This is a genomic window from Neobacillus sp. 19 (assembly GCF_049463095.1).
GTDB lineage: Bacteria > Bacillota > Bacilli > Bacillales > Cytobacillaceae > Neobacillus.
The window spans coordinates 1-14,248 of the sequence record NZ_JBMPZU010000024.1 but is presented as its reverse complement, the minus strand read 5'-3'; the positions used below and the strand labels follow the sequence as shown (position 1 = coordinate 14,248).

Annotated in this window: 9 protein-coding genes and 3 rRNA genes; all 12 read right to left on the bottom strand. The window is 45.0% G+C overall.

Translation table 11 applies throughout. The features are described 5' to 3' along the window. Window positions 1–34: 34 nt before the first annotated feature. Window positions 35–511 carry a 2-C-methyl-D-erythritol 2,4-cyclodiphosphate synthase gene (gene ispF / locus ACO1D1_RS05880; RefSeq protein WP_149868086.1) on the bottom strand — a complete coding sequence of 159 codons (477 nt, stop codon included), beginning with the start codon at window positions 509–511 and terminating at the stop codon, window positions 35–37. Then, window positions 511–1,203 (bottom strand): 2-C-methyl-D-erythritol 4-phosphate cytidylyltransferase, encoded by a 693-nt coding sequence (gene ispD / locus ACO1D1_RS05875; RefSeq protein ID WP_423335254.1) that lies wholly within the window; start codon window positions 1,201–1,203, stop codon window positions 511–513. The genes ispF and ispD overlap by 1 nt, the downstream gene beginning before the upstream one ends. 46 nt (window positions 1,204–1,249) lie before the next feature. Then, window positions 1,250–2,338, bottom strand: coding sequence for a PIN/TRAM domain-containing protein (locus ACO1D1_RS05870; RefSeq protein WP_423335253.1), 1,089 nt, complete (start codon window positions 2,336–2,338; stop codon window positions 1,250–1,252). Window positions 2,339–2,542: 204 nt separating this feature from the next. Next, window positions 2,543–3,616, bottom strand: a complete 1,074-nt coding sequence (disA, locus tag ACO1D1_RS05865) for a DNA integrity scanning diadenylate cyclase DisA (RefSeq protein WP_423335252.1) — start codon at window positions 3,614–3,616, stop codon at window positions 2,543–2,545. A gap of 3 nt (window positions 3,617–3,619) precedes the next feature. Then, complete coding sequence (radA, locus tag ACO1D1_RS05860; protein ID WP_423335251.1) at window positions 3,620–5,002, bottom strand: DNA repair protein RadA; 1,383 nt, start codon at window positions 5,000–5,002, stop codon at window positions 3,620–3,622. Between the two features lie 118 nt (window positions 5,003–5,120). Beyond that, window positions 5,121–7,562: an ATP-dependent protease ATP-binding subunit ClpC gene (gene clpC, locus ACO1D1_RS05855; protein ID WP_149868081.1), complete on the bottom strand. Its 2,442-nt coding sequence runs from the start codon at window positions 7,560–7,562 to the stop codon at window positions 5,121–5,123. Between the two features lie 13 nt (window positions 7,563–7,575). Beyond that, window positions 7,576–8,649: a protein arginine kinase gene (locus ACO1D1_RS05850; RefSeq protein ID WP_423335250.1), complete on the bottom strand. Its 1,074-nt coding sequence runs from the start codon at window positions 8,647–8,649 to the stop codon at window positions 7,576–7,578. A 1-nt stretch (window position 8,650) separates the two neighbouring features. Next, window positions 8,651–9,199: a UvrB/UvrC motif-containing protein gene (locus ACO1D1_RS05845; RefSeq protein ID WP_149868079.1), complete on the bottom strand. Its 549-nt coding sequence runs from the start codon at window positions 9,197–9,199 to the stop codon at window positions 8,651–8,653. A gap of 25 nt (window positions 9,200–9,224) precedes the next feature. Further along, on the bottom strand, window positions 9,225–9,686 hold the full coding sequence (locus tag ACO1D1_RS05840) for a CtsR family transcriptional regulator (protein ID WP_149868078.1): 462 nt from the start codon (window positions 9,684–9,686) through the stop codon (window positions 9,225–9,227). A 288-nt stretch (window positions 9,687–9,974) separates the two neighbouring features. Further along, window positions 9,975–10,091 (bottom strand): 5S ribosomal RNA (rrf, locus tag ACO1D1_RS05835). An 82-nt stretch (window positions 10,092–10,173) separates the two neighbouring features. Continuing rightward, a 23S ribosomal RNA gene (locus ACO1D1_RS05830) occupies window positions 10,174–13,109 on the bottom strand. A gap of 194 nt (window positions 13,110–13,303) precedes the next feature. Then, window positions 13,304–14,248, bottom strand: a 16S ribosomal RNA gene (locus tag ACO1D1_RS05825); the annotation flags it as partial.

Below are 14,248 nucleotides of genomic sequence, written 5' to 3'. Positions count from 1 at the left end.
TGAATAATTAGTATGTTTTCAACTGATTATTGTATCATTTCTTTTTCAATAAAACTACTACTTGGGAGGCAATGCCTTCTCCTCTGCCGGTGAAACCGAGCTTCTCTGTCGTTGTCGCCTTTACATTGATTTGTTCCGGTTCTGCTTCAAGTAATTCTGCAATCCTTACTCTCATTTGCTCGATATACGGTGCCATTTTTGGCTTTTGTGCAATAATCGTGCAATCAGCATTTACAAGTTCGTAGCCCTTATCCTTTACCAGCTGCCAGACATGCTCCATCAGCTTTGCGGAATCTGCATCTTTAAAGTTCGGATCTGTATCGGGGAAGTGTCTGCCGATATCCCCTTCTCCAATTGCCCCAAGACAGGCATCCGTAACAGTATGTAATAACACATCGGCATCAGAATGGCCCAATAAACCTTTTTCGTATGGAATTGTAATACCGCCAATAATAAGCGGACGCCCTTCTGTTAATTGATGAACATCAAAGCCCTGCCCAATTCGAAACATTAGCAAAACTCCTTTTCTCTCTTTTTCAAAATAGCTTCAGCAAAGAATAAATCTTCAGGTGTTGTCAATTTGATATTGTCGTAATCGCCTTCTACCACGGAAACAGGAACATTCAGACGCTCTACTAAACTGGAATCATCCGTTCCAAGAAAGTGGTCCCTTTCTGCCTTTTCATAGGCTTCCCGAAGGATGGAAATACGAAAAGCTTGTGGGGTTTGAACAGCCCACAAGCTTGAACGTTCGACAGTTTCCACTACCACACCATCTTGTACTTTTTTCATGGTGTCTTTTGCCGGTACCCCAATAATAGCCGCACCGGTTTCTCTTGCTGTTTCTGTTAAACGGTGGATATGTCCCTTGCGAATAAAAGGACGTGCTGCATCATGAACAAGAACAATCCCATTGGATTCTACTGTTTTGAGGGCATTATAAATGCTGTGCTGTCGTTCATCCCCGCCAGGCACCAAATTCAATACCTTTCTCACGCGGTACTTTCTAAGCAATGCTTTAAATTCCTGTTCGTCCTGAGGATGAATGGCTAGAATAATGCCCTCGCAGTCTTCATCCTCCTCAAATACTCTCAATGTATGGACGAGCACAGGCATTCCATTCAGCTCTAATAAAAGTTTATTTTTCCCCGCTCGCATTCTTTTCCCCAGGCCAGCCGCCGGAAGAATGACTTGGTAAGTCATAAAAAAACCCCATTCTGTCTATCTATATCTAGTGATCTATGTCCAGTTATAGCGCCTTTTCTAATAATTTGGGCTTGGCAAAGATCATTCTGCCGGCGGATGTCTGAAGCACACTTGTCACCAGTACCTCAATTCGCTTGCCGATATATTCTCTGCCTTCCTCGACAACAATCATGGTTCCATCGTCTAAATAGGCTACACCTTGATGATACTCTTTACCATCCTTAATGACTTGAACCGTTAATTCTTCTCCCGGAAGGACAACCGGCTTCACAGCGTTGGCCAAATCATTAATGTTTAGTACCGTGACATTCTGCAGTTCACACACTTTATTTAAGTTAAAGTCATTCGTTACCAGGATGCCATTTGTTAATTTCGCCAGCTTCACGAGCTTCGAATCGACTTCGCTAATTTCTTCAAAATCACCCTCATATATTTCTACTTTGATCGAGAGTTCCTTTTGAATCCGGTTTAATATATCCAGGCCTCTGCGGCCGCGGTTTCGTTTCAACACATCAGAGGAATCAGCAATGTGCTGTAACTCCTCAAGAACGAACTGAGGAATGACAATGGTCCCCTCCAAAAATCCTGTCTGGCAAATATCGGCTACTCGCCCATCAATAATGACGCTCGTATCCAATATTTTCAATTCCTTACCAGATGTCTTTTCAGCTTCCTCTTCCCCAGCCTTTTTCTTGCTGTTGCGATTACCAAAAAGGTTTAAAAGTTCATCCCGCTTTTTAAACCCGACTTGAAAACCCATGTAGCCAAATAAAAGGGTAAGCAAGATGGGCGCAACGGCATTTAAGATCGGCACCTGAACGGCATTAAGGGCAAAACTGATTAAAAAGGCAACTAGCAACCCGAAAATTAAGCCTACACTGCCAAAAAGCACGTCTGTTACAGGAATTTTCACTAAAGAATCTTCAGCCCATTTAATAAAGTTAAAGACATAATCTACTGCCCAAAAGGTAATAAGATAAAAAATAATAGCACCTAAAATAGCAGTGACATATGAATTATTAATCAGTGGAATGTCATTCATGTTAATTAATGCGAACAATTCCGGTAGTAAAAGTATACCAAGCGTACCGCCCATAATGAGGAAGCAAGCTTGCACAATTCGTTTTAACATTCCTTCACCTCCTCTAATTCATTATAAACATATTCTTAAAATTGAAACCTTGATTTGGTGATTATTTTTCTAAATTGTAAACGATTTGAAATCAAATTGTTATGTTAAATTCTTACTCCTCATAGGGTAGCATTGGAAAAATTCTCTGTCAAACAAATTAAAGTTTTCAATTTTAGCACATGCGAAATGCCTTTTCAACGATTTTTATAAGTGACGATCAGTATACAGCCGCTCTTTAACTAATTTAAAGCCTTCTTTTATTTTTTTCGCCCGAACTTCGCCAATTCCTTCTACATCATCCAGTTCCTCCACTGTGGCGGGGATAATTTTCGCCAGCACCCCAAATGAACTAATGAGGTTTTCAATAATAACCGAGGGGAGCCGTGGAATCTTATGCAGGATCCGGTAGCCTCTTGGATGTTTATGCTCATCAAGATGAACATAGCCTTGATAGCCTAATAATTTTAATAAAACCATATCTTCAATTGTCCCGCTTGCCGTTAATGTTTGCATTCTCTGCAGCACCTCTTTAGCCCTTAAATCCCGTTCGAAGGCATAATCTTTCATAAGCAGCATCGTCTCTTCTTCCAAATCCGTTAAAATTTCATTCATTTGCAGGCGAATAAGACGGCCTTCCGTCCCAAGTTCGTGCAGATAGGTGACTAGTTCGTTTTTTATTTTCAGGACCATTTCAAAGCGGCGGAGGACAAGTAAAACATCATTATATGTAACGGATTCCTCGAACTCTAAGACGCTTAAATTGGTTATACTTTGCTCGAGGACAACTTTATACTTCTCAAGCGTTTGAATAGCTTGATTGGCCTTTGTCAGGATGACCGCAATGTCTTTTAAGGCATAGCGGAAATTCCCCTGATACAGGGTAATCACGTTTCTTCTTTGGGAAATAGCAATCACTAAGGCTTTTGTTTGTTTGGCTACCCGCTCAGCCGTGCGATGCCGCATCCCTGTTTCGGATGCAGCGATTTCTGAATTTGGAACAAGCTGGGCGTTGGCAAAAAGAATCTTGTTTCCTAACTCATTTAAAATGATGGCCCCATCCATTTTTGCCAATTCATATAAAAAGCTTGGCGAAAAGGGGCAATTGATTTCAAAACCGCCATCAACAATCCCTTTTACCTTTTCATTATAGCCAACAACAATAAGCCCCCCAGTATTCGCCCGGAGGACATTATCAATTCCCTCCCGGATTGGTGTGCCGGGTGCAATAAACTGCAATACATCACTGACAGATTGTTCACCAAGCTTTTTACTATCCATCTGTTACCCTCCCAACGCTGCTTGGAGTGCCTCACTAACGGATGAAACACCAATGAGCTGAACCCCTTTTGGCCCCGTCCAGCTGCTTAAATTATTTGCCGGTAATATCACGCGCTCAAAGCCTAGTTTTGCGGCCTCTTGGACCCGCTGCTCAATTCTAGATACCCTTCTTACCTCACCGGTTAAACCTACTTCGCCAATAATACAGTCAGTTGGCCTAGTCGGACGGTCCCGGAAACTGGAGGCAATACTGACAGCGATGGCTAAATCAATCGCTGGTTCATCCAACTTAACACCACCGGCCACCTTTAAATAGGCATCTTGGTTCGCAAGCAGCATCCCAACCCGCTTTTCTAAGACGGCCATTAACAGTGGCACACGGTTGTGGTCAATTCCTGTCGCCATTCTTCTTGGGTTTCCAAAGCTCGTTGGCGAAATTAATGCTTGGATTTCAACGAGAACCGGACGGGTTCCTTCCATGGAAGCCACGACTGTTGAGCCTGCTGCTCCCCTGGACCGTTCCTCAAGAAAGATTTCTGATGGATTTCCTACTTCCTCGAGGCCAAATTCCTTCATTTCAAAAATACCCATTTCATTCGTGGAACCAAAGCGGTTCTTTACTGCCCGTAAAATGCGGTATGTGTGATGTCTTTCCCCTTCAAAATAAAGCACGGTATCCACCATATGCTCAAGCAATCTCGGACCGGCGATCGATCCCTCCTTCGTTACGTGTCCAACAATAAAAATGGCAATCCCTTTTGTCTTACCAATTCTCATTAATTCAGAGGTACATTCACGAACCTGTGACACACTTCCCGGAGCTGATGTCACATCCGGGTGAAAAACAGTTTGGATGGAATCAATAATGACAAAGCTCGGATTGGTGCTGTCAATTGTCCGGTTAATTTCTTCTAAATTTGTTTCTGCATAAACCAATAGATTTTCTGAGGCAATCCCTAATCGTTCCGCTCGAAGCTTTGTCTGGCGTAACGACTCTTCACCAGATATGTATAAAACCTGATTCCCTTTACTTGCGAGCTGTGAAGATACCTGCAGCAGAAGGGTAGATTTCCCAATCCCCGGGTCTCCGCCAATTAATACTAACGAACCCTTTACCACACCACCGCCCAAAACACGATTTAGCTCATTTAAGTCGGTCTGAATCCTTGGTTCATTTTCCATTTCAATCGAATTAATGGGCATTGGTTTTGCTGCTAGCGTCGATCCGCCCTGAGAATGAGCAAATGCCCCTCTTCTCGTTGCACCCGTCACTTCTACTTCCTCAATCATCTTATTCCATTGTCCGCAGCCTGGGCATTTCCCCATCCACTTTGGCGATTCATACCCGCATTCCTGACACATAAATTTTGTTTTTCGTTTAGCCATCCGATTCTACCTCACTTGCTGACTCTAAAAATGAAAAAAGAGGTACACGGGTTGACTTTATTCACGTGTACCTCTTGCCTGTGTTGTTAAACAAGTTTGATTATTGGTTCAAACAAGATTATTTTACTAAGCTTGTTTTTTCAGCCATTCTCACAATAAATTCGCCATTATCTACATCAATTATTGCAAGCTGGCCAGTTAATAGAGTTCCTTTTAGTAATTCCTCAGAGAGACGGTCTTCAATATGTTTTTGAATTGCCCGTCTAAGCGGCCTTGCCCCGTATTCAGGGTCGTACCCTTCCTGCGAAATTTTCTCCCTTGCTGCTTCAGTTAATTCCAGTGAAATATCTTGTTCTTTTAAGCGTTTGATTAACTGATCAGATAGCAATGTGACAATTTCATTTAAATGCTTTCTTTCTAACGCATGGAAAACAATAATTTCATCGATTCGATTCAAGAACTCCGGACGGAAGGCTTTCTTTAATTCATCCATCACTTTACCCTTCATATCTTTGTAATCCTGTTCCCCATCTTGAATATTAAAGCCCACATATTTGTTTCGTTTCAGTGCCTCTGCGCCGACATTGGACGTCATAATCAACACCGTGTTCCGGAAATCTACGGTTCTTCCCTTAGAATCCGTTAAACGGCCATCTTCAAGTACTTGGAGCAAAATATTAAATACATCCGGATGTGCCTTTTCAATTTCGTCAAGCAGTATGACAGAGTAAGGTTTTCTCCGGACCTTTTCCGTTAATTGTCCGCCTTCTTCATAGCCGACATATCCTGGAGGTGATCCAACAAGTCTTGATGTGGAATGCTTTTCCATATACTCAGACATATCGATCCGAATCATTGCATCTTCATCGCCAAACATCGCTTCAGCAAGGGCACGGGCTAATTCTGTTTTTCCGACCCCGGTTGGTCCCAGGAAGACAAAGGAACCGATTGGACGTTTTGGATCTTTTAATCCCGCTCTTGCACGGCGGACTGCCTTTGAAACAGCTTTGACTGCTTCCTCTTGACCGATAATCCGAGAATGAAGCACTTCTTCTAAATTAAGTAACTTCGCTGTTTCCGTTTCAGCAAGCTTAGAAACAGGCACTCCGGTCCAGCTGGATACCACGCTTGCGATATCTTCAACCGTTACCTCATTGTTTTCTTTCCCTTGCTTTTCCTTCCACGTCTTCTTCGTTTCTTCAAGCTGCTCGCGAAGACGTTGTTCCGTATCCCTTAAGGAGGCTGCCTTTTCAAATTCTTGACTTTGGACAGCGGCATCCTTTTCTTTTCTTACCTCCTCAAGCTTTACCTCTAATTCCTTTAAGTTTGGAGGAGTGGTATAAGAGCGAAGCCGTACCTTTGATCCTGCTTCATCGATTAGGTCAATCGCTTTATCAGGCAGAAATCTGTCTGAAATATAGCGGTCTGAAAGCTTAACAGCTGCTTTGATCGCCTCATCCGTAATAGAAACACGGTGGTGTGCCTCATAACGGTCACGCAATCCTTCTAAAATTTGTACTGATTCTTCAGCCGTTGGTTCATCGACGCGAATCGGCTGGAAGCGTCGTTCTAACGCTGCATCTTTTTCAATGTATTTACGATATTCATCCAGTGTGGTTGCCCCAATACATTGAAGCTCACCACGGGCAAGCGATGGCTTTAAGATATTGGAGGCATCGATTGCACCCTCCGCGCCGCCTGCGCCAATTAAGGTATGGAGTTCATCAATGAATAAAATGATATTTCCTGCCTGGCGAATTTCATCCATTACTTTCTTCAAGCGGTCCTCGAACTCACCGCGATATTTTGTTCCTGCAACAACAGTGCCCATATCGAGTGTCATGACACGTTTATCACGAAGAATCTCCGGCACTTCATTATTAACAATTTGTTGAGCGAGGCCTTCAGCAATCGCTGTTTTTCCGACTCCAGGTTCACCGATTAATACCGGATTATTTTTAGTTCGACGGCTCAGCACCTCAATGACACGCTGAATTTCTTTACTGCGTCCAATCACAGGATCTAGGCTTCCTTCTCTGGCAATCGACGTTAAGTCTCTTGCAAGACTATCCAATGTCGGCGTATTTGCAGTAGCAGACGCACCACCCTGATGACCGCTTGAATCATTGCTTCCTAATAATTGCAGTACTTGCTGACGTGCTTTATTTAAGCTGACGCCAAGATTATTAAGGACCCTTGCAGCCACTCCTTCTCCCTCGCGGATTAAGCCAAGGAGAATATGCTCTGTACCGACATAGGAATGACCTAATTTTCGCGCCTCATCCATTGATAGTTCAATAACCTTTTTAGCTCTAGGAGTATAGTGAATGGTTTGAGAGGTTTCTTGTCCTTTGCCAATTAGATTTTCAACTTCCTTTTGGATTTTTTCAGAACCTAAACCAAGTCCATAAAGTGCTTTTGCCGCAATTCCTTCACCTTCGCGAACCAGCCCTAACAAAATATGCTCTGTCCCAATGTTGTTATGTCCCAGGCGGATAGCTTCCTCTTGTGCCAAAGCAAGAACCTTTTGTGCTCTTTCGGTAAAACGTCCAAACATCATATTCTCTTCCTCCTCACCTATTATCATTCTCCATTTTTATTCGATCCCTAATTAATGCCGCTCTTCGAATATCCCTTTCATGCGGCCGCAATGGTCCGCCGGCATATTGCTGAAGAAAACCCGGCTGGGTCAAAATCATTAATTCGTTTAATATCGTTTTCGGCATATTTTCGATAAACCCCATATCGATCCCAAGCCTTACATCGGATAAACATCTAGCCGCTTCTTTTGATTCAATAATCCGGCTATTCGTTAAAACTCCTAAGGAGCGATATACCCTGTCTTCTAATTGTATGTTTGAAGTTTTTCGTAATGCTTCACGTGCAGACCTTTCTTGAGAAATTAGCTGGCCTACAACTCCCATCAAATCGCGGCTAATATCCTCTTCTGACTTTCCAAGCGTAATTTGATTGGAAATTTGAAAGATATTACCCAGTGCTTCACTGCCCTCGCCATAGATTCCTCTAACAACGAGCCCTAACTGATGAATGGCCGGAATGATCCGGTTGATTTGCTGTGTTAAGATTAACCCTGGCAAATGCATCATCACGGATGCTCGGAGCCCTGTTCCAACGTTGGTCGGACAGCTGGTTAAATAACCATGCTTCTCATCAAAGGCATATTGAATATTACTTTCCAGCCAATCATCAATTTGATTGGCTGCATCTAATGCTTCAGATAATTGTAAACCAGGGAATAGGCATTGAATCCGAATATGATCTTCCTCATTTATCATAATACTGACTTCTTCATTTACGGTTAATAAAACAGCACCGTATGGTGAATCTTCAGCCAGTTGCGGACTAATCAGGTGCTTTTCCACTAATACCCTTTTTTGCAGCGGCTGCATTTCATCGATTTTCAGCAATTCCATTTGCCCAAAATTTTGATCAGCAGATTTTCTTAAAATTTCTTCTATATTTACAATAATCATCTTTGCTTCTTCATGTGAAAAAACAGTTGGAAATTTATAGTCTTCAAAGTTCCTCGCCAAACGGATTCGGGAACTAAGAACAATATCCGAATCAGGCCCCTCTTCGCTCATCCAGGAGCTGACGGCAGACCTCAGAAACCGTTCAAGTGACACGTTATTCCCCTCCCTCAACACGATCGGCTAATTTTCTTTCTAATGTGCGTATTTCATCACGAATCTCTGCTGCTTTTTCAAATTCCTCCTGGGAGATGGATTCTCTCAGCTTACCTTTCAGCTCTTCAATCTGTTTTCGAAGTTGAATCCCCCCGCCAATTCTTTTTGGAATTTTACCATTATGAGTCCAGTTTCCACTATGAAGGCGCCTTAAAACTGGCTTTAGCTGGTCTTTAAATGTCTCATAGCAGTGTGCACACCCAAACCGGCCTACTTTTAAAAATTGAGGAAAAGTCATGGAGCAGTACTGGCACTGAAGTATTTCCTCCTGATGGAATGGACTTTGACTTGGATTTTGAAAGGTTGGGTCAATATTTAATAAACCAGCTAACAGATTATTAAAAGCAAATCCCGTTTCTCCACTAAAGATAAACATTTCACCTTTTTCCTGAGCACATTTTTCACAAAGATGCACTTCTGTTTTTTCTCCATTAATAATTTTTGTAAAATGAAGTGCTGCAGGCCTTTGATTGCATTCTTGGCAAATCATCTCTTCACCTCTCCGGCTGCGCAAATTATTTATATTTCAAAGAAGTTAACATTGCTTTTAGCATTCTTGCTCTTAATTCATCTCGGTATGGAAGATCAATATATAAAACGGAGCGATCAATAACGCTTAACATAATTTTTGCTTCTCGTTTTGTAATGATCTCCTCTTGAACAAGTCTTACGATAACATCCTCAGCACTTGTCTGACTGATTCGACTTTGAAATAGTGAAAGTAAATGATCGATTAAATGGGCAAAATCGTGGGATTGAACCTTCATAATCCGAATATATCCACCGCCGCCCCGTTTACTCTCAACTATATACCCTCTTTCAATTGTAAAGCGAGTATTAATTACATAATTGATTTGAGAGGGAACACATTGAAATTTATCAGCAATCTCACTTCGCTTAATTTCAACAAGGTCCTTCTCGCTCATTTCCAAAACTTGCTTTAGATATTTTTCAATAATATCGGAGATGTTTCTCATCTTCCCACCCCCCATCTTCTGACTTTGACTATATTTGACTTTAATTATACTGAAAATTTTATGTAGATGCAACGATTCACTACTACTGATTTTCTCCAAATTTCACGGTAATGAAACCTGAATTTTATTGAAATACGGAAGTTAGGAATAAAGTTGGGGGAATGAAAGGACAAATTTGGGCTGTTTTTGTAGAGTTGAGGGGTTCTTTCCGCTTTTGGTGAGTTACTTTTCACTTTCATTTATTGACGCAAAAAAAAACAATCCTCCCGGATTGTCCTTTTTATGCGTGCCTGGCAACGTCCTACTCTCACAGGGGCGCATGCCCCAACTACCATCGGCGCTGAGAAGCTTAACTTCCGTGTTCGGTATGGGAACGGGTGTGACCTTCTCGCCATTGTTACCAGACTATTTATTTGAGGTTTTCATTCCCTCAAAACTAGATAATGCAGAAGAAGTTTTTTGTAAAAACGAGTTCAACCACTTAAAAATGGTTAAGTCCTCGATCGATTAGTATCAGTCAGCTCCACATGTCGCCACGCTTCCACCTCTGACCTATCAACCTGATCATCTTTCAGGGATCTTACTAGCTTGACGCTATGGGAAATCTCATCTTGAGGGGGGCTTCATGCTTAGATGCTTTCAGCACTTATCCCGTCCGCACATAGCTACCCAGCGATGCCTTTGGCAAGACAACTGGTACACCAGCGGTGCGTCCATCCCGGTCCTCTCGTACTAAGGACAGCTCCTCTCAAATTTCCTGCGCCCACGACGGATAGGGACCGAACTGTCTCACGACGTTCTGAACCCAGCTCGCGTACCGCTTTAATGGGCGAACAGCCCAACCCTTGGGACCGACTACAGCCCCAGGATGCGATGAGCCGACATCGAGGTGCCAAACCTCCCCGTCGATGTGGACTCTTGGGGGAGATAAGCCTGTTATCCCCGGGGTAGCTTTTATCCGTTGAGCGATGGCCCTTCCATGCGGAACCACCGGATCACTAAGCCCGACTTTCGTCCCTGCTCGACTTGTAGGTCTCGCAGTCAAGCTCCCTTGTGCCTTTACACTCTACGAATGATTTCCAACCATTCTGAGGGAACCTTTGGGCGCCTCCGTTACTCTTTAGGAGGCGACCGCCCCAGTCAAACTGCCCACCTGACACTGTCTCCCACCCCGATCAGGGGTGCGGGTTAGAATTTCAATACAGCCAGGGTAGTATCCCACCGACGCCTCCACCGAAGCTAGCGCTCCGGCTTCTCAGGCTCCTACCTATCCTGTACAAGCTGTACCAAAATTCAATATCAGGCTACAGTAAAGCTCCACGGGGTCTTTCCGTCCTGTCGCGGGTAACCTGCATCTTCACAGGTACTATAATTTCACCGAGTCTCTCGTTGAGACAGTGCCCAGATCGTTACGCCTTTCGTGCGGGTCGGAACTTACCCGACAAGGAATTTCGCTACCTTAGGACCGTTATAGTTACGGCCGCCGTTTACTGGGGCTTCGATTCAGAGCTTCGCTTGCGCTAACCCCTCCTCTTAACCTTCCAGCACCGGGCAGGCGTCAGCCCCTATACTTCGCCTTGCGGCTTCGCAGAGACCTGTGTTTTTGCTAAACAGTCGCCTGGGCCTATTCACTGCGGCTCTTCAGGGCTATGAACCCTAAAGAGCACCCCTTCTCCCGAAGTTACGGGGTCATTTTGCCGAGTTCCTTAACGAGAGTTCTCTCGCTCACCTTAGGATTCTCTCCTCGCCTACCTGTGTCGGTTTGCGGTACGGGCACCTTGAATCTCGCTAGAGGCTTTTCTTGGCAGTGTGGAATCAGGAACTTCGGTACTAAATTTCCCTCGCTGTCACAGCTCAGCCTTCACGGTGAACGGATTTTCCTGTTCACCAGCCTAACTGCTTAGACGCGCATATCCAACAGCGCGCTTACCCTATCCTCCTGCGTCCCCCCATCACTCAAACGATTCATAGGTGGTACAGGAATATCAACCTGTTGTCCATCGCCTACGCCTTTCGGCCTCGGCTTAGGTCCCGACTAACCCTGAGCGGACGAGCCTTCCTCAGGAAACCTTAGGCATACGGTGGATGAGATTCTCACTCATCTTTCGCTACTCATACCGGCATTCTCACTTCTAAGCGCTCCACCAGTCCTTACGGTCTAGCTTCAACGCCCTTAGAACGCTCTCCTACCACTGACACCAACGGTGTCAATCCACAGCTTCGGTGATACGTTTAGCCCCGGTACATTTTCGGCGCAGAGTCACTCGACCAGTGAGCTATTACGCACTCTTTAAATGGTGGCTGCTTCTAAGCCAACATCCTGGTTGTCTAAGCAACTCCACATCCTTTTCCACTTAACGTATACTTTGGGACCTTAGCTGGTGGTCTGGGCTGTTTCCCTTTCGACTACGGATCTTATCACTCGCAGTCTGACTCCCACGGATAAGTCTTTGGCATTCGGAGTTTGTCTGAATTCGGTAACCCGATGAGGGCCCCTAGTCCAAACAGTGCTCTACCTCCAAGACTCTAACAACGTGAGGCTAGCCCTAAAGCTATTTCGGAGAGAACCAGCTATCTCCAAGTTCGATTGGAATTTCTCCGCTACCCACACCTCATCCCCGCACTTTTCAACGTGCGTGGGTTCGGGCCTCCATCCAGTGTTACCTGGACTTCACCCTGGACATGGGTAGATCACCTGGTTTCGGGTCTACGACCACATACTCAAACGCCCTATTCAGACTCGCTTTCGCTGCGGCTCCGTCTCTTCAACTTAACCTTGCATGGGATCGTAACTCGCCGGTTCATTCTACAAAAGGCACGCCATCACCCATAAACGGGCTCTGACTACTTGTAGGCACACGGTTTCAGGAACTATTTCACTCCCCTTCCGGGGTGCTTTTCACCTTTCCCTCACGGTACTGGTTCACTATCGGTCACTAGGGAGTATTTAGCCTTGGGAGATGGTCCTCCCTGCTTCCGACCGGATTTCACGTGTCCGGCCGTACTCAGGATCCACTCAGGAGGGAACGAAGTTTCAACTACAGGGCTTTTACCTTCTACGGCTGACCTTTCCAGGTCACTTCATTTACCCCGTTCCTTTGTAACTCCATGTTGAGTGTCCTACAACCCCAAGAGGCAAGCCTCTTGGTTTGGGCTATGTCCCGTTTCGCTCGCCGCTACTCAGGGAATCGCGTTTGCTTTCTCTTCCTCCGGGTACTTAGATGTTTCAGTTCCCCGGGTATGCCTTCTATACCCTATGTATTCAGGTAAAGATACTGTTCCATTACGAACAGTGGGTTTCCCCATTCGGAAATCTCCGGATCAAAGCTTACTTACAGCTCCCCGAAGCATATCGGTGTTAGTCCCGTCCTTCATCGGCTCCTAGTGCCAAGGCATTCACCGTGCGCCCTTTCTAACTTAACCTAAAAAGGTTTATAACTCTTATTCAATAAGAGAGAAAAACTAAAATGGCGATTACTCGATGTTTACTTTGCTTCTTCTTACGATTATCTAGTTTTCAAGGAACAAAAAAGCTTTGAGAGAATTGCTCCCTCAAAACTAAACAAACAAGAAACGTCAACCTTATTATCAGTCCGAAAGGACTGCATTATCCTTAGAAAGGAGGTGATCCAGCCGCACCTTCCGATACGGCTACCTTGTTACGACTTCACCCCAATCATCTGTCCCACCTTAGGCGGCTGGCTCCATGAAGGTTACCCCACCGACTTCGGGTGTTCAACTCTCGTGGTGTGACGGGCGGTGTGTACAAGGCCCGGGAACGATTCACCGCGGCATGCTGATCCGCGATTACTAGCGATTCCGGCTTCATGCAGGCGAGTTGCAGCCTGCAATCCGAACTGAGAATGGTTTTATGGGATTGGCTAAACCTTGCGGTTTCGCAGCCCTTTGTACCATCCATTGTAGCACGTGTGTAGCCCAGGTCATAAGGGGCATGATGATTTGACGTCATCCCCACCTTCCTCCGGTTTGTCACCGGCAGTCACCTTAGAGTGCCCAACTGAATGCTGGCAACTAAGATCAAGGGTTGCGCTAGTTGCGGGACTTAACCCAACATCTCACGACACGAGCTGACGACAACCATGCACCACCTGTCACTCTGTCCCCCGAAGGGGAACGTCCTATCTCTAGGAGTGTCAGAGGATGTCAAGACCTGGTAAGGTTCTTCGCGTTGCTTCGAATTAAATCACATGCTCCACCGCTTGTGCGGGCCCCCGTCAATTCCTTTGAGTTTCAGCCTTGCGGCCGTACTCCCCAGGCGGAGTGCTTAATGCGTTAGCTGCAGCACTAAGGGGCGGAAACCCCCTAACACTTAGCACTCATCGTTTACGGCGTGGACTACCAGGGTATCTAATCCTGTTTGCTCCCCACGCTTTCCGCGCCTCAGCGTCAGTTACAGACCAGAAAGCCGCCTTCGCCACTGGTGTTCCTCCACATCTCGACGCATTTCACCGCTACACGTGGGATTCCGCTTTCCTCTTCTGCACTCAAGTCCCCCTGTTTCCAATGACCCTCCACGGTTGAGCCGTGGGCTTTCACATCAG

Excerpts from the sequence above, each read along its gene's own strand:
- ispF (WP_149868086.1), bottom strand. The coding sequence starts at position 511 with ATGTTTCGAATTGGGCAGGGCTTTGATGTTCATCAATTAACAGAAGGG.
- ispD (WP_423335254.1), bottom strand. The coding sequence starts at position 1,203 with ATGACTTACCAAGTCATTCTTCCGGCGGCTGGCCTGGGGAAAAGAATG.
- ACO1D1_RS05870 (WP_423335253.1), bottom strand. The coding sequence starts at position 2,338 with ATGTTAAAACGAATTGTGCAAGCTTGCTTCCTCATTATGGGCGGTACG.
- disA (WP_423335252.1), bottom strand. The coding sequence starts at position 3,616 with ATGGATAGTAAAAAGCTTGGTGAACAATCTGTCAGTGATGTATTGCAG.
- radA (WP_423335251.1), bottom strand. The coding sequence starts at position 5,002 with ATGGCTAAACGAAAAACAAAATTTATGTGTCAGGAATGCGGGTATGAA.
- clpC (WP_149868081.1), bottom strand. The coding sequence starts at position 7,562 with ATGATGTTTGGACGTTTTACCGAAAGAGCACAAAAGGTTCTTGCTTTG.
- ACO1D1_RS05845 (WP_149868079.1), bottom strand. The coding sequence starts at position 9,199 with ATGATTTGCCAAGAATGCAATCAAAGGCCTGCAGCACTTCATTTTACA.
- ACO1D1_RS05840 (WP_149868078.1), bottom strand. The coding sequence starts at position 9,686 with ATGAGAAACATCTCCGATATTATTGAAAAATATCTAAAGCAAGTTTTG.